Genomic DNA, 19,054 nt, shown 5'->3' with positions numbered 1-19,054 from the left:
CTCTAACCCCGGTCCGAAATCAGTTTCCCGACCAGTTGTGCCGTGTAGTCTACAATCGGCACGATCCGTCCATAGTTCAGGCGCTTGGGTCCGATGACCCCAACAGCACCCACAATCTTACGATCCGCGTTCATATATGGGGAAACCACCAAAGAGGAACCCGAAAGTGAAAAAAGTTTGTTCTCTGAGCCAATAAAAATGCGCACACCGTCACCATCTTCGGCCAATTCAAGGAAATCCGCGATGTCACGCTTGCGCTCGAGGTCGTCAAACAGTGTCCGAATGCGATCCAGATCCTGTTCTTCTTCGTCAGTCCCCAAAAGATTCGAGCGCCCGCGCACAATCAGCCTTTCATGCTGATCGCCTTCGTCGGCCCACAAGACCAGACCGCTTTCAACCAGATCTCGGGCCAGACTGTCTATCTCCTGTCGGCGCTTTTGGATTTCTTCCCGGATCACTGTCTGAAGCTCTGACAGGGTCCGTCCCTCAATCACCGCATTCAGAAAATTCGCGGCCTCGCGCATTGAGCTGGGGGTTTGTCCGGGCGGAGGCGTGAACAGGCGGTTTTCCACATGACCATCGCCAAAAACCAACACGACGAGTGCGCGATCATGGCCCAGACTAACGAACTCGATATGTTTGATCGGCGCCTCATGCTTGGGCGCCAGAACCAAAGACGCCCCATGCGTCACCCCTGATAGGGCCGAGCCGATGCGGTCCAACATGCCACCCACATCCGACGAATTGTCACCAAGCGTTGCGTCTATTTTCTGGCGGTCTGTTGCATCCACATCGGACACCTCGAGCAAGCCATCTACAAACATCCGCAACCCTGTCTGCGTTGGAATACGCCCGGCACTGACATGCGGTGAGTCCAGCAAACCCAGAAACTCAAGATCCTGCATCACATTGCGGATGGTGGCGGCGCTGACCTGCTCTGACAAGGTTCGTGTCAGAGTTCGCGACCCCACCGGATCGCCGGTTTCCAGATAGCTTTCGACCACGCGACGAAACACTTCTCGCGAGCGGTCGTTCATTTCTTCCAAAAGGCGTGCGCTGTCTGTCATGGGTATCCTGTGTTCCAGATGCCATTAAAGACCGCTTGGCCCAAAGGTCAATCGGGGTTGCGCCCAGCCCCTACCCCCTTGTATCCCCAAGGCCAGACAACAAAGGATTTCTACAATGCGTCCCTCGGGAAGAGAACTTAATGAAATGCGCGCCGTTTCCATCGAAACCGGCGTTACAAAACATGCCGAGGGTTCGTGCATGATCCGCATGGGTGACACCCATGTTTTGTGCACCGCCACCATCGAAGACCGCGTACCACCCTTTATCAAAGGCTCGGGTCTGGGGTGGGTAACTGCCGAATACGGCATGCTGCCCCGCTCGACCACCAGCCGGATGCGCCGGGAGGCTGCAGCCGGTAAACAAGGCGGAAGAACTGTTGAGATTCAACGTCTTATCGGTCGCTCCCTGCGCGCAGGTGTGGATCGCGTTGCTCTTGGTGAGCGTCAGATTACCGTCGACTGCGACGTCATTCAGGCAGATGGTGGAACCCGTTGCGCTTCAATCACCGGCGGTTGGGTTGCCCTGCGCCTCGCTGTGAACAAGTTGATGAAGGCCGGCGATGTCCTGTCTGATCCACTGATTTCTCCGGTCGCGGCCGTGTCCTGTGGCATCTATGCAGGCCAGCCCGTTCTGGATCTGGACTACCCTGAAGATTCCGAAGCTGGTGTTGACGGAAATTTCATCATGCTGGGCAACAAACAGATGATTGAAGTGCAGATGTCCGCCGAAGGCTCTACCTATTCACGTGATCAAATGAACCAATTGATCGATCTCGCTGAGAAAGGCGTTGAGGAGTTGATTGCCGCACAACAGGCCGCGTGCTCATGACTCGCAAGTTTGATGGCGACCAACTTTTGGTCGCCACTCACAACAAGGGCAAACTGGCAGAGATCACAGAGATTCTCGCGCCACATGGGGTGAGAGTCATTGGCGCTGCGGCAATGGACTTGCCGGAACCGGAAGAGACCGAAGATACCTTTGTCGGCAATGCCCGGATCAAAGCGCACGCCGCGGCGCAATCCACCGGGCTGCCCGCCTTGGCGGACGACTCCGGCATCACCATTGATGCGCTTAATGGTGCTCCCGGTGTTTACACGGCGGACTGGGCCGAAACGCCCAACGGCCGGGACTTTATGCTAGCCATGACCCGCGCTAATGATGAGCTCAACGCCGCCAACGCCACCAAACCTCGACTTGCTCAATTCCGCTGCACCCTGGTGATTGCCTGGCCCGACGGACATGACGAAGTGTTCGAAGGTGTGATGCCCGGACAGTTGGTCTGGCCAATCCGAGGCGCACATGGGTTTGGCTATGACCCGATGTTTCAACCTGACGGATACGACATAACCTGCGCAGAGATGGATCCCGCCGACAAAAACCAAATCAGCCACCGAGGCCGCGCCCTCAAACAATTCGTAGCGGGTTGTTTTGGCTGAGGATTGGCAAAACGGGGGCTTCGGCCTGTATATCCATTGGCCGTTTTGTCAGGCCAAATGTCCCTATTGTGACTTTAACAGTCATGTTTCGCGTGAGATCGATCAGGACCGCTGGCTTAGAGCGTATCTGTCAGAACTGGACCGGATCGCTTTGGACGTGTCCAACCGCACCCTAAACACCGTGTTCTTTGGCGGCGGTACCCCCAGTTTGATGCATCCGGACGTAGTTGCAGCCATTCTCGAACGTGTTCGCACGCTGTGGCCCACATCCAACGACATGGAAGTCACCCTCGAGGCGAACCCAGGCTCCGTTGAAGCCGGGCGCTTTGCCGGGTACCGGGATGGCGGCGTCAATCGAATTTCAATGGGTATCCAGGCCCTGAATGACCGTGACCTGCAAAGGCTTGGTCGCATCCACTCGGTTGCGGAAGGAAAACAAGCTTTTGAAATCGCGCGGAAAACCTTTGATCGCGTGAGTTTTGATCTGATTTACGCGCGGCAGGACCAAACCCTTAAGGACTGGCGTCAGGAGTTGAACGAAGCAACATCAATGGCCATCGACCATCTCTCACTTTACCAACTCACAATTGAGGCCGGTACAGCCTTTGGGGATCGATACGCAGCAGGCAAGTTGCGCGGATTGCCAGAAGATGATCTTGCCGCCGACTTTTATGAAATGACCCAAGAGATCTGCGACAAAGCCGGTCTATTCCCTTATGAAGTATCGAATTACGCAGGAATAGGCTCTGAATCGCGGCACAACTCGATCTATTGGCGTTACGGCGATTATGCCGGAATTGGACCAGGCGCGCACGCAAGATTAACACTCAATGGCGTGCGTCACGCAGTTGAAAGCTGGCGCAATCCCTCTAAATGGCTGATTGAGGCTGAGGCGGGCAACGGCGAGTCATTGCGTGAAACCATCGACCAAGACGGTCAAGTTTCAGAATTTCTGTTGATGGGTCTACGTTTGACCGAAGGAATTGACCTTACGCGTTACGACCTCTTGGCAGGTCGCCCCTTAAAGGAAGACAAACTTCGTGTGCTGCGTGAGCTAGAGATGATCTGTGTTGAAAATCAAAGACTTAAGGTTCTTCCCAAAGGTCGGATGGTCTTAAACTCAGTACTCTCTGAACTATTGGTGGATTGAGTTGATGCGCGTGATCTGGGCGGTTTTGGGACTACTGTGCGTGGCTTTGGCATTGGTTGGGATCGTACTGCCGTTGCTTCCGACAGTGCCATTCCTGCTGCTAGCCGCGTTCTTCTTTGCCCGGTCATCAGAGAAGCTGCATAACTGGTTGTTATCTCACCCGAAATTGGGCCCACCAATCGACGATTGGCAAACCCGAGGCGCCATCAATCCCACGGCAAAACGCATTGCCACCGTCTCTATCGTGCTTGTATTTGGGCTCTCGCTGGCGCTTGGGCTTAAGTCAACAATCCTGATTATTCAGGCCGTTGTGTTAACTTGCGTGCTGATCTTTATCTGGAGCCGCCCTAATTGGTAGCTGACAGAATCCGGCAGATCTCGTCGAGCTGATCTAGGGTCGCATATTTGATCGTGACTTGCCCGGCCTCACCGTTGGCCCGATGATCAATCACGACCTTCATTCCCAGATTTGCCGACAAATCCCCTTCAAGAGCGGCAGTATCAGCATCCTTTTTGGGTTTCGGTGCGGCTTGGCGCTTCTTGTCCGGGTTGGAAACAGCTTTGGCGAGACTTTCGGTTTGGCGCACTGAAAGCCCTGATTTCACGACCTTTTTCGCCAGTTCACTGGCGTTTTCAGAAGTAATCAACGCGCGGGCATGGCCCGCACTCAGATCTCCTCGCTTGAGCATGGCCAAAACATCTTCGGGCAATTGCAAAAGACGCATCAGGTTGGCAATGTGGCTCCTGCTTTTGCCCAGCGCTTCAGACAGCTTTTCCTGCGTATGGCCAAATTTGTCCATCAAGGCGCGATAGCCAGCCGCCTCTTCCACCGGATTCAGATCAGCACGCTGTATATTCTCGATAATCGCAATCTCAAGTACTTCGGTGTCATTGTAGTCGCGCACAACAACCGGCAACTCATGAAGTTTCGCCATTTGCGACGCGCGCCAACGCCGCTCGCCCGCGACGATCTCATATGTGCCACCAGACAACGCACGTACGATCAAGGGTTGGATCACACCCTTTTCTCGAATTGACGCCGCGAGCTCGTCCAGTTGGTCTTGTGTAAAGTCACGCCGAGGCTGTTCCGGATTTGGAACAATCTTTTCTATGGGAATCATCATTTCTGCGCGCGATGCTGCAGAGGCTTCACCCATCTTCTGATCTTCGGTCACATCTGCCATCAAGGCAGACAGTCCACGCCCCAATCCACGATTCTTGGTCTTTTTGCTAGCCATGACTGGGGCCTCCTAGGCGGCAATTTTCATTTGTTTTGCAAGGACTTCGCGCGCCAATTCGCGGTACGCCTCAGCACCTTTTGAAGTGGGGTCATAATCCAAAACGGGCTGCGCAAAGGACGGTGCCTCTGAGACCCGGACGTTGCGAGGTATCTTGGTATCAAAGACCAGGTTGCCCAGGTTGTCGCGCGCATCTTGCTCAACTTGTTGCGAGAGATTGTTGCGTGCGTCGAACATCGTGAGGACCACACCCTCGATACGGAGTTTGGGATTGGCGGTCTGACGCACCTCTCGCACGGTCAGCATCAATTGCGATAAACCCTCAAGGGCAAAGAACTCACTCTGCAATGGGATCAGAACAGAATGCGCCGCAATCATTGCGTTTACTGTGAGCAGATTTAGCGACGGTGGACAGTCGATCAGGATGTAATCCAGCTCATATGCGTCAATTGCAGGCTGACGCAGTGCATCATGTAGTAGAAAGCTGCGCTTTTCGTTCGAAATCAGTTCAATATCCGCTGAACTCAGGTCGACAGTGGCAGGGATAATCCACATCCCCTGCTTTTCCGTGCTCAGGATCACATCGCTCAGCTCTGCATCATCCAGCAACAAATCGTAGGTGGTCAGGGCGCGATCTTCCACATCGATCCCCAAACCGGTGGAAGCGTTGCCCTGAGGGTCCAGGTCAACGACCAAAACACGCTCTCCCTCTTCGACCAGCGCCGCAGCAAGGTTGATGGCAGTCGTCGTTTTGCCAACGCCACCCTTCTGGTTAGCAACAGCGATGATTTTGGGGCCTTTTGGACGGGTGGGGTCAGACACGCCTGAGATCCTTAACCTTGATAATAACGGAATTTGGCTCCGTTTTACTTGTAATCACCTCGTGGCTGAATGACCACGATTCCTGTGCGGCTTTTAGCTCTTTTTGCCAAGTGACACCTTTCGGAAACAGCATGGTTCCTTCTGAAGACAAATGCCGCTCTGCGAATGAAAACAGTGTGTTCAGATCTGCCAAGGCCCGAGCCGACATGACGTCCGCGTTTTGTGGGTCCGCCTGTTCAATGCGCTTTGAAATCACCTCTCCCTCAACATCCGTTTCGCGCAGAACGGTCCGAAGAAAGGCGCATTTCCTTTGATCACTTTCAATGAGCGTAGTTTTGTAGGGGGAATTGGTTTCTGCCGCCAGTATTGCAACAACAAGGCCCGGAAAACCGCCGCCACTGCCAATATCTACCCAACTTGCAATGCCTGGGTCCGCCAAATCGAAAATCTGAGCGGAATCCATGATGTGTCGCGACCAAAGGTCATTCAGTGTTGATTTTGACACCAAATTGATGCGCGGGTTCCACTTTTCCAGGAGCTGAGCCAAAACAACAAGGCGCTCCGATGTTTCACGTGAAACATTCAAGACCTCAAGAACGCGGTCTGCTTCGTCGCTCACGCGGACCTCTCCCGCTTTGCCTGCCGTAGCTTCGCCAATAACAAGGTCAGAGCAGCTGGCGTCATTCCATCAATACGGCTCGCATGGGCAAGGTTGCTTGGGCGTGCCAGTTCAAGCTTGTCTTTTAGCTCGTTCGACAACCCCTCTACGCCAGAGTACGCGAAGTCTGAAGGGATCTTCTGTAGCTCGTCCCGCTGCATCGCCTCAACATCCCGCCGTTGTCGTTCGATGTAATTCGCATAAAGTGCATCTTTTTCAAGCTGTTCTCGGGATTCCAGATCAACTTCCGCAAAATCGTCATCTAGCGGAAGGAGGTCTGAAAAACTTACATCCGGAAAGGAAAGAACCTGAAAGGCCGTGCGACGGTGCCCATCCTGATTAACTGAAATTCCCGCTGCATTCAGCTGTTTTGGGGTGTACTGCGACCCCTCAAGGACAGCCTTCGCCGCAACCAACCTGTCAAGCTTGTCGTTGAACGCGGCTTTTCTTCCCTCTCCGACCAGTCCAAGGCTAACGCCAACCGGGGTCAAGCGTTGATCCGCATTGTCTGCCCTCAAGCTCAGCCGGAATTCGGCGCGCGACGTGAACATGCGATATGGTTCGGTCACACCGCGCGTGATCAAATCATCCACCATCACGCCAATATAGCTGTCGGAGCGGCTGAAATAGTGGGGGTCTTTGCCTTGACTGGACAGCGCTGCATTTAGTCCTGCGACAAGCCCTTGCGCTGCCGCCTCCTCATATCCTGTGGTTCCGTTGATTTGACCCGCTAGATATAGTCCCGGAACGTCCTTTACTCCCAGAGACATATTGAGTGCGCGCGGGTCTACATAGTCATACTCAATCGCGTAGCCCGGCTGAATGATTTCAACATTTTCCAAGCCAAAAATAGACCGAACGTATTCTTCCTGCACATCCACCGGCAGTGACGTGGAAATGCCATTCGGATAGACCGTCGCATCATCTAAACCCTCTGGCTCCAGAAAGATTTGATGCGAAGATTTGTCTGCAAACCGGACAATCTTGTCTTCGATTGAGGGGCAATAGCGCGGTCCGATCCCGTCAATGTGACCGCCATACATGGCCGAACGCCCCAGATTCTCACGGATAATCTCGTGAGTTTTCTCGTTGGTGTGCGTAATCCCACAGGAAATCTGCCGTGCGGGTGGCGTTTTGTTCAAAAACGAGAACATGACAGGATCATCGTCGCCAGGCTGCGAGTCGAGATCATCCCACCTGATTGTATTGCCGTTCAACCGCGGAGGCGTTCCTGTCTTTAAGCGCCCTAGAGGAAGGTCAAAGCTGTCAATGCGCTCTGCCAGACGAAGCGATGGATCGTCCCCCATGCGCCCGCCTGGACGTGAGGCGTCCCCTATATGAATAACGCCACGCAGGAAGGTTCCCGTTGTCAAAACAACAGCATGCGACGAAATCTCTACACCATCGGCGAGAATAACACCTCGAACTGCATCACCCTGCATCAGGAAGTCTGTCACTTCACCCTCAATCACGGTGAGGTTTGGCGCCGCCTGAATCTCTGCAAGCATCGTTTCGCGATAGATCTTACGGTCGGCTTGGGCTCTTGGCCCCTGTACGGCTGGGCCTTTGCGCCGATTCAAGAGTCGAAACTGAATGCCGGCGCGATCCGCGACGCGGCCCATCAAACCATCCAATGCATCGATCTCGCGAACAAGATGCCCTTTACCCAGACCTCCAATCGCTGGATTACACGACATCACACCAATGCCGGATTCCTTCAACGTGACAAGGGCTGTACGCGCACCCATGCGTGCCGACGCATGCGCTGCATCAGCTCCGGCGTGCCCGCCGCCAACCACGATGACATCAAAATGTTTCACGTGAAACACTCCTCATTTACCGATGCAGAAACTAGAGAATATCTCGTCCAGAAGATTTTCAACATCTACGCGACCGACGATCGAATCCAAAGCTCGAATTGCACTGCGAAGCTCTTCAGCGGTAATCTCGTAGTGTTCAGGTCCTAGCGCGAGAACAGCGGCAGCAGCGGAAAGACTGTCATTGGCGCGCTTCATCGCTACCCGATGCCGCTCGCGAGTGGCCACACCTGAACGTCCAGCCCGTTCTGACAGCGTCTGCGTAATCTCTTGAACAAGCGCGCTGACGCCCTGGCCTGTCTTACCGGACACCGCATTCTCTGCATTTCTCAACCTGTCCGCTTTTGCCTCTCGAACGATGTCTCCGGGGTGCGGTACAAAGTCAGGGTGTTGTCCTTGCTCAATCAGGAACACACGCAAGTCTGCCGCTTCGGCCCTTTGGCGTGCACGCTCAATGCCAATACCTTCAACATGGTCTTCGGTTTCTCGCAGGCCAGCCGTATCCAGCAAAGTGACAGGCAGCCCATTCAAATCCATACGCACCTCGATCACATCGCGTGTCGTCCCGGCATATTCCGAGGTAATGGCCGCATCTCGACCCGCTAACGCATTGAGAAGTGTGGATTTTCCGACATTCGGAGCGCCTAGAATGGCAACTTCGAATCCTGTGCGAATACGCTCTGCGGCCGAAACGCCGGCAATCTCTTCTGCGAGCTCATTCTGCACCGACGTCAGCAGCTCTTTGACCTCTGGCGTGACATCAACGGGGACTTCTTCATCCGCAAAGTCGATGGTCGCTTCCAGCAAAGCGGCAGCGCGGATGAGGTTTTCACGCCAACCTCCGGCAAGGTTGCCCAAATCCCCAGATAGAACGCGAAGAGCTTGACGCCTTTGGGCCTCGGTTTCCGCATCAATAAGGTCGGCCAGGCCCTCAACTTGTGCCAGATCGAGGCATCCATTCTCCAGAGCCCGACGTGTGAACTCTCCAGCTTCAGCAAGGCGCAGGCCCTCAATGTCTGACAACACACGCAGAACGGCGTTCACAGCGGCAACAGAGCCGTGCAGGTGCAGCTCGACCACCTCTTCACCGGTAAAGCTGTTTCGCTCTGGAAAATAGAGCACAACAGCCTGATCCAGCCGACGGCCTTCTTGATCCTTCAAAACGCGAAGCGAGGCCTGGCGAGGATCTGGCAAAGTACCAAATAACGCACTTCCTGCTTTACCCGCCAAAGTGCCAGACACGCGAATGACAGCGACCCCCGCTTTACCGGGGGCCGTGGCCAGAGCAAAAATCGTGTCAGGCACATAGGCCATCGTGAAACCCTTAGGTGTTCATCGAGTCAAAGAATTCGGAATTCGTTTTGGTCTGCTTCAACTTGGACAACAGAAATTCGACCGCATCTGTCGTACCCATCGGATTGAGGATACGCCGCAGAACAAAGGTTTTCTGCAGGTCGATCTTATCGATAAGCAGGTCCTCTTTTCGTGTTCCCGACTTGAGAATGTCGATGGCCGGGAAGACGCGTTTGTCGGCAATCTTGCGATCCAGCACGATTTCCGAGTTACCAGTGCCTTTGAATTCTTCGAAGATGACTTCATCCATACGGCTGCCAGTGTCGATCAACGCGGTTGAGATGATGGTGAGCGATCCACCTTCTTCGATATTCCGCGCAGCACCAAAGAAACGCTTGGGGCGTTGCAGGGCGTTGGCATCCACACCACCGGTAAGAACCTTACCCGAAGATGGCACCACAGTGTTAAACGCCCTACCAAGTCTTGTGATCGAGTCGAGAAGAATAACAACATCTCGTTTATGCTCGACCAGACGCTTGGCTTTTTCGATTACCATTTCGGCCACGGCAACGTGACGCGTCGCAGGTTCGTCAAAGGTCGAAGACACAACCTCTCCCTTTACCGAACGCTGCATGTCGGTCACCTCTTCCGGGCGCTCATCAATCAACAGAACGATCAGGTAGCATTCCGGATGGTTGGCCTCGATCGAATGCGCAATGTTTTGCAGGATCACGGTTTTACCGGTCCGCGGCGGCGCCACGATTAGCGATCGTTGGCCTTTACCAATTGGTGCAACCAGGTCGATGACACGGGCTGATTTGTCTTTGATGGTCGGATCTTCGATCTCCATCTTCAGACGTTCATCCGGATACAGCGGTGTCAGGTTGTCAAAGGCAATCTTGTGCTTGGCCTTTTCCGGGGACTCAAAGTTGATGTGCGCCACATCCTGCAGCGCAAAATACCGCTCATTGTCCTCAGGCGCCTTGATGACACCGTCAATTGTATCACCAGTCCGCAGGGAGTATTTCCGGATCATTTCGGGGCTGACATAGATATCATCGGGGCCCGGCAGATAGTTGGCCTCAGGAGAGCGCAGGAAGCCAAATCCGTCCTGCAGAACTTCCAGCACGCCATCGCCAGAAACCTCCCATCCCTCATCCGCGCGTTCGCGCAGAATCTGGAACATCATTTCGCCTTTACGCATGGTCGAGGCGTTTTCGATCTCAAGCTCTTCGGCCATCGACAAGAGGTCTTTGGGGCTCTTGGCTTTCAGCTCGGCCAGCGCGAGTTTTTCATTGCTCATGAAATATATCCCGGACGCAACCCAAGTATGGCCGCGTTCACATTTTTCTAATTGGAAGACACATGGCCCGGACGGGCCTGTTGCCGAACTATCTAAGGTCTGCGCCTTTAGGAGTCAATTGGCTCAGAATTTCACAACCACAGACAAGACGATCACGATCATCAAGAGAGTCGGAACCTCGTTCATCATACGATAGGCCCGGCCGCTCAGCTTGTTCTCGCCACGGGCAAACCGTTTGCGCATAATCATCAGCCAATGGTCAAAGGCCGTCATAGCGAGGATGCAAGCACCTTTGGTATAGGGCCACACCGCGGTCCAGTCGACGACCCCAGGTGTGCACACCAGAGCCAGTCCTGCCGCCCATGCAGCGATGCTGGCTGGGGACATGATATAGCGCTGCAACTTGAACTCCATGATCTTCAGAGTTTCGTCCAGCTGATCACCTTCTGTTGCTCTCTCTGCATGATAGACAAACAGTCTAGGCAAATAGAACAAGCCCGCCATCCATGACAGAACCGCCATGATGTGAAATGATAGAACATAAGGGTAAATGTCAGCGAGGAAATAGGTCACGGGTCTTATCCAGTCTCAGCTTGGGTCCTTCCTAAATAAATAAATAAGAAAGAAAAAGGATGATGTTTTTGTAGGGAAGCCAAACGCTGTGGATTATTAGGTTTCCAAAGCACTTATTCACATCTTCATTATGAGATTTTTCTTGGATCGTGATACTGTGGAAAAACAAATTTATCACTTATAAATCAATACCATAACCGCGCCCGTTCTGTATGAAAACCGGGATAACTCCGCATAAGACTGTGGGCCAAACCAAATGATAACAGGCACGGGGTTGTCCCTATCCATATGGGATGGATTCCGTGGAACATCGTGAAACATGCGCGTCGTCCCCGGCTTGCCAATTGGTTGTGAATTCCACAGAAAGAACGGACAATCGTCACAGTACATAGTCCACGGATTTATCCACATGGCAGATCACATCATTCTGGCTTCGGGGTCGGAAATCCGGGCGGCATTGTTGCGCAATGCGGGCGTGGAATTCGACGTGGTCACTGCGAAAGTCGACGAAGACATGCTTCGCCGGGCCTTGGAGGCTGAGTCAGCTCCTCCTAGGGATATCGCGGATGCTCTGGCACAGGCCAAGGCTACCAAAGTTGCGGCCAAACATCCAGACAAGCTGGTGATCGGCTGCGATCAGGTTCTTGAGTTTAACGGCCAGGTTTTTGCCAAACCCCGTGATCCGGATGAAGCCCGAAGCCAACTAAAAACCCTCCGCGGCCAGCGTCATCAACTTTTGTCTGCAGTCGTCGTGTTTCATGAAAACCGACCCGTCTGGCGCCACATCGGCGTCGTGCGCTTACAGATGAGAGAGTTTTCAGATGGCTATCTCGACTCCTATCTCGAGAGGAACTGGGACAGTATTCGCTGGTCCGTCGGCGGATATAAGCTCGAAGAAGAGGGTGCGCGACTGTTTCACCGTATAGACGGCGACTATTTCAATGTGCTTGGATTGCCCCTGTTGGAACTGTTGAATTACCTGATGTTGCGCGGAGAGTTGCCGTCATGACGCTACCCAAGATTCCTCTGGCCGGTGTAATCGGCCACCCGATCGCGCAATCAAAATCTCCGCAGGTGCATGGGCATTGGTTGCGAACGTTTGGGATCAAGGGTCACTATATCCCGATGGATGTGAATCCAAGTGATCTCAAGAAGGTGATCAAAGCCCTGCCCAAAATGGGTTTTGTCGGCGTCAACGTCACCATCCCGCATAAAGAGCGTGTGATGGACTTGGTGCATCAGGTTACGGACAGAGCGACGCTTATCGGCGCGGTCAACACCCTGATCATTCGCGAAGATGGCAAGATCATCGGTGATAATACAGACGGCTACGGATTCATTGAGAACCTGCGCCAAGCTGCGCCAAATTGGCAGGCCGCCGACGGGCCAGCAGTCATTTTGGGTGCCGGAGGTGCGGCGCGTGCAGTTATTGCATCGCTACTAGACGCCGGTGTCCCGGAAATTCTGATTTCAAACCGCACACGCGTTCGGGCCGAAACCTTGCGAGAGGAGTTTGGCACCCGTCTGACGGTTGTTGATTGGTTTCAGGCCGGGAATGCCATCGAAGGCGGCGCAACCATTGTGAACACAACTTCGCTGGGAATGGCGGGTAAACCGGATCTGCGCGTGCCGCTGGATGGGCTTAAGCCGTCGGCCGTTGTCACCGATCTTGTCTACAACCCTTTGGAAACACAGCTTTTGGCGGCAGCAAAGGACGTTGGCTGCACCACGGTTGATGGATTGGGCATGCTCTTGCATCAGGCCGTTCCAGGGTTTGAACGTTGGTTCGGCACGCGCCCGACAGTAGATGATGCAACCCGACAGGCAGCACTGAAATGAGTTTTCGTCTGGGGCTTACTGGGTCGATTGGCATGGGCAAATCCACCACGGCCCGGCTGTTTGCTGAGGCCGGATGTGCTGTCTGGGATGCGGATGCGGCTGTTCATCGGATGTACGACACGGATGGCGCAGCAGTTCAGCCCATCAAAGAAGTGCTGCCGGGGGCCATTGTCGACAACGCAGTGTCTCGCGAAAAACTGAAAGAGATGATCGGTCGGGACGCATCTGTTCTTGGCGTCATTGAGCGGATCGTGCATCCACTTGTCGCAGAGGATCGTGCAGAGTTTTCTCGTACAGCCTCCGCTGACATCCTTATTTTTGACATCCCCTTGCTGTTCGAAGGCAACGGTCAGGCGACAATGGATGCGGTCGTATGTGTCTCTGTTTCACCCGAAATCCAAAAAAAGCGCGTCATGGAGCGGGGCACGATGACCGAGGCCCAGTTTGAGCAAATTCGCGCCAAACAGATGCCGAATGACGAGAAATGCGCATTGTCTGACTACGTGGTGATTACGGATACCCTTGACCACGCCCGTGCGCAGGTGAACAAGATCGTGGAAACAATCCGGGAGCAACTGGCCGATGCGTGAAATCGTGATGGATACAGAGACCACAGGCCTCGATCCGAATACCGGTGATCGAATTGTTGAAATTGGTGGCGTTGAGTTGTTGAACCATATGCCAACCGGGCGAACCTATCACCAATACATCAATCCCGAACGCTCCATGCCGCAAGAAGCCTTTGAAGTGCATGGGTTGGGGGATGAGTTTCTGGCTGACAAACCGGTTTTCAAGAAGATCGGCCAGGAATTTCTGGATTTTGTCGGCGATGCCACGCTGGTCATTCACAACGCCTCATTCGACATGAAATTCCTTAACGCCGAATTGAAATGGATGGGCCTGCCCCAACTGCCGTTCGAACAGGCGCTGGATACACTGGCCATTGCTCGCAAAAAATTTCCGGGCGCGCCTGCGTCGCTGGACGCCCTGTGTCGTCGGTTTGGCATCGACAATTCTTCGCGCACGCTTCACGGAGCTTTGCTTGACTCCGAAATTTTGGCCGAGGTCTATCTTGAACTGATCGGTGGCCGGCAACCAGATCTGGTTTTGGCGACATCTTCATCGTCAGCAAGTGGTGCGGATCAAGCAGACAACTGGCGCCCGACTGCCCGTGAAACACCCCTGCCCTCGCGGTTGAGCGAAGACGAAAAGAAAGCCCACGAAGACTTTGTTGCCAAGATGGGCGACGAAGCCTTGTGGGCTAAACTTGGGTAGTGGCCGAACACCGGGCCAGTTTGGATCTTAAGCAGTGCCTTGTGGCATTTCCGCCTGACGGCGCGCGGCCTCTTGGCGATACAGCTGCATAAAGTCGATGTTTTCCAGGTTCAGTGGCGGGAAGCCACCGTCACGTGTCACATCTGACACGATACGACGCAGGAACGGGAACAGCAGGCGCGGACATTCGATCAGCAGGAAGGGGTGGATTTGATCGTCCGGAACGCCTTCGATGTGGAAGATACCGGCATATTCCAGTTCAAGGATGAACATCTCTTCGCCAGTTTCTTTGGCTTTAGACGTGATATTCAGCTTAGTCGTCACTTCGTATTGATGCTCTGCCTCGCGTTTTTGCGCATCCAGGTTCACCTGAACCTGAACGTCGGGCTGTACTTCGCCCTGAACGCGCTTCTGAGCGAGGATGTTTTCGAACGACATGTCACGAATGAACTGTGCCAGGACGTTCATACGGATTTGGGGTGCTTGTGCAGCGCCGTTACCGTTCTCGGCCATTGGATGTCTCCTGAATTCAATAAGTCCCGGGTGCTTTAGCAGGTTGCGTCAGGGGCCTCAATGCTTAGTCCAGCCTGACGGTTGATGCGTCGGACGTTTGCCTGGATCGACCTCGGTAAACTCACCGTCGATGACATCAGGATCTTGATTTGGTCGGTTATTTTGGTGATGCGTCGAACCCATGGAAAAGCTCTGAACCGTGACGCGAGACCGTAGGTATTTATAGACGGCTACACGCACGGGCGGCATTAAAAACGCAAAACCCACAGCGTCGGTAAAGAACCCCGGAGTCAACAACAATGCTCCAGAAATTAGGATCATCGCCCCATGGGCCAGAGGCTCGGTCGGATCCTCCAGTTCTGAGAACGAGCGTTGCAATTTGCCGAGCGCCAACAAGCCCTGAGTGCGCACAAGAAAGGTGCCAATCACGGCAGTCACAACCACGACCAAAAGCGTCGGCCACAATCCAATTGCACCACCAACCTGAATGAACAGAGCGATTTCAATCAGGGGAACGCCGACAAAGGCCAAAAACAGCCACATATTATCATTCTCCAAACGTTTTACGGGCGCGGTGGACTTGACCCCGCCCGTGACTTACATAAGTGCGATACAAGCCTGTTTCCATGCCCCTTTACGAGGTCCCAATGAATGGTTCTATAGTCCAGCTTCTGGTTTTAGCCGGAATTGCGGTATTTTTGATCCTAAGACTGAGAAATGTCTTAGGAACCCGTGACGGCTTTGAGCCTCCGCGCGACGCGGCACAACAACAACCGCAGCGACGCGGTCCAGACCTTGAAGTGATCGAGGGTGGGCCAGACGCGGACATTCTGGATCATGTGCCAGCTGAAAGCGAAGCAGCCAAGGCGCTGGGCGCAATGAAGGCGGCTGAGCCGCCGTTCAACGTCAGCGAATTTCTACAGGGCGCGCGCGGTGCTTACGAGATGATCCTCATGGGTTTCGAGCGCGGCGATATGGCCAGCATTCTGCCGTTCCTGTCCGAGGATGTTTACGAAGCTTTTGCCCAAGTGGTTGATTCCCGTGAATCTCAGGGCCTGACCGTCGAGAGCGAATTTGTCGGTATTCGGGAAATGGCTTTGCACGATGCGCATTTTGACGACTCTACCCGCGAAGGTGAGGTGACAGTGCGCTTTATTGGAGAGCTGACCCACGTGGTGCGTGATCGTGCGGGTGACATTATCGAAGGTGACGAGCGTCAGGTGAAAAAGCAAAAAGACATCTGGACCTTTGCCCGTGCAATGGGATCGGATGATCCGAACTGGCAGCTTGTCGCGACGGGCGAATGATCCGCTGGTTTCGGGCGGCGCTTTGTGCGGGGTTTCTAGTGACCGGCGCGCAGGCAATGTCTGAAACGACGTTCTCTATTCTGGATTTCTCTGACCTGAACGGGTGGGAAGTGGATGATCATGCAGCTGCGCTCGAAGTGTTCCGCAATACCTGCATGGATTTCGATGCGCCGGACTGGCAATCCCTTTGCGCGGCCGCAGAAGAGTTCACCGACCCGCGCAAATTCTTTGAGCTTCTGTTTCGCCCTGTCTTGATCGAGGATGGAAACGACGGTCTGTTCACCGGCTATTTCGAACCCGAGCTTGAAGGCGCTTTGCGTCCGACGTCCCGGTTTCGCTTTCCGATCTATCGCACTCCACCCGAAGCCCGATCTCAAAGCCAATGGCTCAGCCGCCGCGTGATTGAAACCAGCGGCGTTATGGATGGTCGCGGACTTGAGATTGCCTGGGTCGACGACTCCGTAGAACTGTTCTTCCTGCAAATTCAGGGATCAGGACGTGTTCGGTTGCCGGATGGTTCTTATCTTCGTGTCGGTTATGGGGGCTCCAATGGGCATCCCTATCGGTCGATTGGAGTCGAGCTGGTCCGGCGCGGTGTCTATGCATCACATCAGGTAAGCGCCGAAGTCATTAAGAATTGGGTTCGTAGAAACCCCGCAGATGGCGCAGAGCTTTTGCGGCACAACGACTCTTTTGTTTTCTTTCGCGAGGTCAGCCGGGTCCCCGCCGACCGAGGCCCCTTGGGGGCAATGAACCGTTCAATCACAACGATGCGCAGCATCGCCGTTGACCCGAAATTCACACCCCTGGGTGCGCCGGTCTGGATTGAGAAAGACGGTGAAACGCCCCTGAAACGTTTGATGATTGCGCAGGACACCGGGTCCGCTATCAAGGGCGCGCAACGCGCAGACATTTTCTTTGGTACCGGAGATGATGCCGGCCGCGAGGCTGGCCGATTGAAAGATCCGGGCCGCATGATCGTTTTGCTGCCGATCCAACGGGCCTATGCCATGCTACCCGAGGCCGTTTTGTGACCCGAAGAAAGCTAACGCAGGATGAGATTGCGCTTTGGCGCAAGGTGGCGGAAACCACACATCGGTTTCACCCCGATCAATCGCGCCATGAAGGACCAAAACCCAAGCCGAAACCGGTCAAGGTTGCCAAGCCTCGCATTGAGCAATTCTCTCTGGGAGCCAAGGCCAAAACGCGTATGCCCGGTCATGATCTGATGCCCGGTATCTCGGAGAGGGTGGCGCGCACGCCGGTTCAGATGGACAAAAAGATGTTCGGCAAGATGAAGCGTGGCAAGATGCTGCCCGAGGGCAAAATCGACTTGCACGGCATGACGGTTGACCGGGCGCACCCCGCCTTGACCGGGTTCCTGTTGCGCTCACATGCCGAAGGGAAACGGTTGGTTCTTGTGATTACCGGCAAAGGCAAATCCAAGGGCGATGACGGCCCAATTCCCGTGCGCCGCGGAATTCTCAAGCACCAGGTCCCGCAATGGCTTTCGATGCCGCCGTTGTCGGGCGTGGTTTTACAGGTTGCCGAGGCCCATCTTAAGCATGGCGGCACGGGTGCCTATTACGTTTATCTGAGACGCCACTAACGCAGCTCAACCGGGCTTTCTTCGGGATCAAGCGTGTAAACCACTGATTGGCCCAACTTGACCGTTGAATCACTCAGAGCGTCTAGGACACTACGAGATCGGCCGCGGGCGAATTGGTCATGCGTTGCGGCTCCGCTGATTAAGGCGATCAAGGCAGGTGACTCTGCTATGACAAAATGCGAGTTCGCGGCATCTTCATTGTAATTCGATATGTCGACAAAGATGATCGGGAACTCCGACAGGGTTTCTGTGCTGTTGCCCAGGCCCAACCGATCTGTGCCTGCATTGATCTTCGAAGATAGCCGCAAGGCCTTGTCAGTTGTCGAGGTAAAGACAACGAATTGTTTGGGCAGTGTCCCAATGCGATCAAGCTGTTCCTCGAACAAATCCACAGCAATATCGGGCGAGAACAGCAAAACACTGGCAATGTTACGATACGTCCAGTTGTGGTCTGAAATCTCGATCTGGCGAAGGGTTTCCATTGTCAGAAGGCCACCCATCGAATGCGCCATGATCAAGACATTTCGGGCTCCCGCCTGAGCGATTACGCGCAGAACTTCTTCCAGAGAGTCGCGGGCAAAAAGAACGCTTTCGCGGTCATAGGTGTATCCGGTGACAAGGCCTGCACTTGGCCACGAGTACACCACGCCTACACCGGGGTTCCCAAAGTCATTGAAAATCTGTGCGCCGCGGAAAACCGAGTCTGAATACCCATTGTAATACCCATGGATGAACAGCGTTACCTCCCGCTTTTCCGGCGGCAACGCTCTTAGTTCTGCCTTGAGCTCACGCAGGAAATCATCTTTGCCTGCCAGATCTTTTTGCTCAGCAATCGTAAAGTGTTTCCGCGGGTTGGGCGTGTCGCTGTACTTTGGTGCATCTCCGGATTCGTGCGTTGGCGGAATGCCGACAACTGATCGCAGGTATGTTGTGTCCTGAGACCGAGCTTCACTGAAGTACCCGTCCTCATTGCGGTCCCGGTTGGTCGCAACCAAAACCATGCGCGAGGTTTGCTGAATTTCTGGCTCAAGCGGCACAATCGGGGCGGGCGTTCTGTCCGCACAGGCAGCAACCGCAACACCCAAAAGTATCCAAACAAACCGCTTCAACATGATACCAAATCCAAAATCACTTCTGATTGGACTATGCAGAA

At 54.2% G+C, this 19,054-nt stretch carries 22 protein-coding genes; 11 read left to right on the top strand and 11 right to left on the bottom strand.

Annotated elements, in window-relative coordinates; all coding sequences use genetic code 11:
* Positions 1–2: 2 nt before the first annotated feature.
* Positions 3–1,067, bottom strand: coding sequence for a heat-inducible transcriptional repressor HrcA (gene hrcA / locus Q0932_RS02085; protein WP_299349215.1), 1,065 nt, complete (start codon positions 1,065–1,067; stop codon positions 3–5).
* Positions 1,068–1,182: 115 nt separating this feature from the next.
* Here hrcA and rph point away from each other — a divergent pair, with 115 nt between their 5' ends.
* The 4 genes from rph to Q0932_RS02065 are packed head-to-tail and all read left to right on the top strand — an operon-like array spanning position 1,183 to position 4,012.
* Complete coding sequence (rph, locus tag Q0932_RS02080; RefSeq protein WP_299349213.1) at positions 1,183–1,896, top strand: ribonuclease PH; 714 nt, start codon at positions 1,183–1,185, stop codon at positions 1,894–1,896.
* Positions 1,893–2,504 (top strand): RdgB/HAM1 family non-canonical purine NTP pyrophosphatase, encoded by a 612-nt coding sequence (gene rdgB, locus Q0932_RS02075; RefSeq protein WP_299349212.1) that lies wholly within the window; start codon positions 1,893–1,895, stop codon positions 2,502–2,504. The genes rph and rdgB overlap by 4 nt, the downstream gene beginning before the upstream one ends.
* Positions 2,497–3,654 (top strand): radical SAM family heme chaperone HemW, encoded by a 1,158-nt coding sequence (gene hemW / locus Q0932_RS02070; RefSeq protein WP_299349209.1) that lies wholly within the window; start codon positions 2,497–2,499, stop codon positions 3,652–3,654. The genes rdgB and hemW overlap by 8 nt, the downstream gene beginning before the upstream one ends.
* Positions 3,655–3,658: 4 nt before the next feature.
* Positions 3,659–4,012, top strand: coding sequence for a YbaN family protein (locus Q0932_RS02065; RefSeq protein ID WP_299349206.1), 354 nt, complete (start codon positions 3,659–3,661; stop codon positions 4,010–4,012).
* Here Q0932_RS02065 and Q0932_RS02060 read toward each other — a convergent pair.
* The 7 genes from Q0932_RS02060 to Q0932_RS02030 all read right to left on the bottom strand — a co-directional run bounded on the left by Q0932_RS02060 (position 4,002) and on the right by Q0932_RS02030 (position 11,358).
* A complete protein-coding gene (locus Q0932_RS02060) occupies positions 4,002–4,892 on the bottom strand; it encodes a ParB/RepB/Spo0J family partition protein (RefSeq protein ID WP_299349203.1) in 891 nt (296 codons plus the stop codon). The genes Q0932_RS02065 and Q0932_RS02060 overlap by 11 nt on opposite strands.
* Positions 4,893–4,904: 12 nt before the next feature.
* On the bottom strand, positions 4,905–5,714 hold the full coding sequence (locus Q0932_RS02055) for an AAA family ATPase (RefSeq protein ID WP_299349201.1): 810 nt from the start codon (positions 5,712–5,714) through the stop codon (positions 4,905–4,907).
* Positions 5,707–6,333: a 16S rRNA (guanine(527)-N(7))-methyltransferase RsmG gene (rsmG, locus tag Q0932_RS02050; protein WP_299349199.1), complete on the bottom strand. Its 627-nt coding sequence runs from the start codon at positions 6,331–6,333 to the stop codon at positions 5,707–5,709. Before rsmG ends, Q0932_RS02055 begins: the two co-directional genes overlap by 8 nt.
* Entirely contained in the window at positions 6,330–8,192 is a 1,863-nt protein-coding gene (gene mnmG / locus Q0932_RS02045) for a tRNA uridine-5-carboxymethylaminomethyl(34) synthesis enzyme MnmG (RefSeq protein ID WP_299349197.1), read from the bottom strand. The genes rsmG and mnmG overlap by 4 nt, the downstream gene beginning before the upstream one ends.
* Positions 8,193–8,204: 12 nt before the next feature.
* On the bottom strand, positions 8,205–9,503 hold the full coding sequence (gene mnmE / locus Q0932_RS02040; RefSeq protein ID WP_299349194.1) for a tRNA uridine-5-carboxymethylaminomethyl(34) synthesis GTPase MnmE: 1,299 nt from the start codon (positions 9,501–9,503) through the stop codon (positions 8,205–8,207).
* Between the two features lie 10 nt (positions 9,504–9,513).
* A complete protein-coding gene (gene rho, locus Q0932_RS02035) occupies positions 9,514–10,785 on the bottom strand; it encodes a transcription termination factor Rho (protein ID WP_299349191.1) in 1,272 nt (423 codons plus the stop codon).
* Between the two features lie 123 nt (positions 10,786–10,908).
* Entirely contained in the window at positions 10,909–11,358 is a 450-nt protein-coding gene (locus Q0932_RS02030) for a CopD family protein (protein ID WP_299349189.1), read from the bottom strand.
* 409 nt (positions 11,359–11,767) lie between these two features.
* Between Q0932_RS02030 and Q0932_RS02025 the strand changes: the two genes are divergently transcribed.
* Genes Q0932_RS02025 through dnaQ form a run of 4 tightly spaced genes read left to right on the top strand, consistent with a single transcriptional unit; the run spans position 11,768 to position 14,472 of the window.
* Positions 11,768–12,367 carry a nucleoside triphosphate pyrophosphatase gene (locus Q0932_RS02025; protein ID WP_299349186.1) on the top strand — a complete coding sequence of 200 codons (600 nt, stop codon included), beginning with the start codon at positions 11,768–11,770 and terminating at the stop codon, positions 12,365–12,367.
* Entirely contained in the window at positions 12,364–13,197 is an 834-nt protein-coding gene (locus tag Q0932_RS02020) for a shikimate dehydrogenase (protein ID WP_299349183.1), read from the top strand. The genes Q0932_RS02025 and Q0932_RS02020 overlap by 4 nt, the downstream gene beginning before the upstream one ends.
* Positions 13,194–13,787, top strand: coding sequence for a dephospho-CoA kinase (gene coaE, locus Q0932_RS02015; protein ID WP_299349180.1), 594 nt, complete (start codon positions 13,194–13,196; stop codon positions 13,785–13,787). The genes Q0932_RS02020 and coaE overlap by 4 nt, the downstream gene beginning before the upstream one ends.
* On the top strand, positions 13,780–14,472 hold the full coding sequence (gene dnaQ / locus Q0932_RS02010) for a DNA polymerase III subunit epsilon (protein WP_299349177.1): 693 nt from the start codon (positions 13,780–13,782) through the stop codon (positions 14,470–14,472). The genes coaE and dnaQ overlap by 8 nt, the downstream gene beginning before the upstream one ends.
* 27 nt (positions 14,473–14,499) lie before the next feature.
* On the opposite strand, the gene secB is transcribed toward dnaQ, so the two are convergent.
* Complete coding sequence (gene secB, locus Q0932_RS02005) at positions 14,500–14,985, bottom strand: protein-export chaperone SecB (RefSeq protein WP_299349174.1); 486 nt, start codon at positions 14,983–14,985, stop codon at positions 14,500–14,502.
* Positions 14,986–15,042: 57 nt separating this feature from the next.
* The gene (locus tag Q0932_RS02000; protein WP_299349172.1) at positions 15,043–15,528 is read right to left on the bottom strand and encodes an FxsA family protein; all 486 of its coding nucleotides are present in this window, start codon (positions 15,526–15,528) and stop codon (positions 15,043–15,045) included.
* A 104-nt stretch (positions 15,529–15,632) separates the two neighbouring features.
* Here Q0932_RS02000 and Q0932_RS01995 point away from each other — a divergent pair, with 104 nt between their 5' ends.
* Genes Q0932_RS01995 through Q0932_RS01985 form a run of 3 tightly spaced genes read left to right on the top strand, consistent with a single transcriptional unit; the run spans position 15,633 to position 17,901 of the window.
* Positions 15,633–16,292: a Tim44/TimA family putative adaptor protein gene (locus tag Q0932_RS01995; RefSeq protein WP_299349169.1), complete on the top strand. Its 660-nt coding sequence runs from the start codon at positions 15,633–15,635 to the stop codon at positions 16,290–16,292.
* Complete coding sequence (locus tag Q0932_RS01990) at positions 16,289–17,326, top strand: MltA domain-containing protein (protein WP_299349166.1); 1,038 nt, start codon at positions 16,289–16,291, stop codon at positions 17,324–17,326. The genes Q0932_RS01995 and Q0932_RS01990 overlap by 4 nt, the downstream gene beginning before the upstream one ends.
* Positions 17,323–17,901 (top strand): Smr/MutS family protein, encoded by a 579-nt coding sequence (locus Q0932_RS01985; RefSeq protein ID WP_299349163.1) that lies wholly within the window; start codon positions 17,323–17,325, stop codon positions 17,899–17,901. The genes Q0932_RS01990 and Q0932_RS01985 overlap by 4 nt, the downstream gene beginning before the upstream one ends.
* On the opposite strand, the gene Q0932_RS01980 is transcribed toward Q0932_RS01985, so the two are convergent.
* Positions 17,898–19,013, bottom strand: coding sequence for an alpha/beta fold hydrolase (locus Q0932_RS01980; RefSeq protein WP_299349159.1), 1,116 nt, complete (start codon positions 19,011–19,013; stop codon positions 17,898–17,900). The two genes, Q0932_RS01985 and Q0932_RS01980, sit on opposite strands and share 4 nt — an antisense overlap.
* Positions 19,014–19,054 lie beyond the last annotated feature (41 nt).

Source organism: uncultured Shimia sp. (assembly GCF_947498095.1).
GTDB lineage: Bacteria > Pseudomonadota > Alphaproteobacteria > Rhodobacterales > Rhodobacteraceae > Shimia.
The sequence above is the reverse complement of the archived record's forward strand: the minus strand, read 5'-3'. Positions and strand labels throughout refer to the sequence as shown.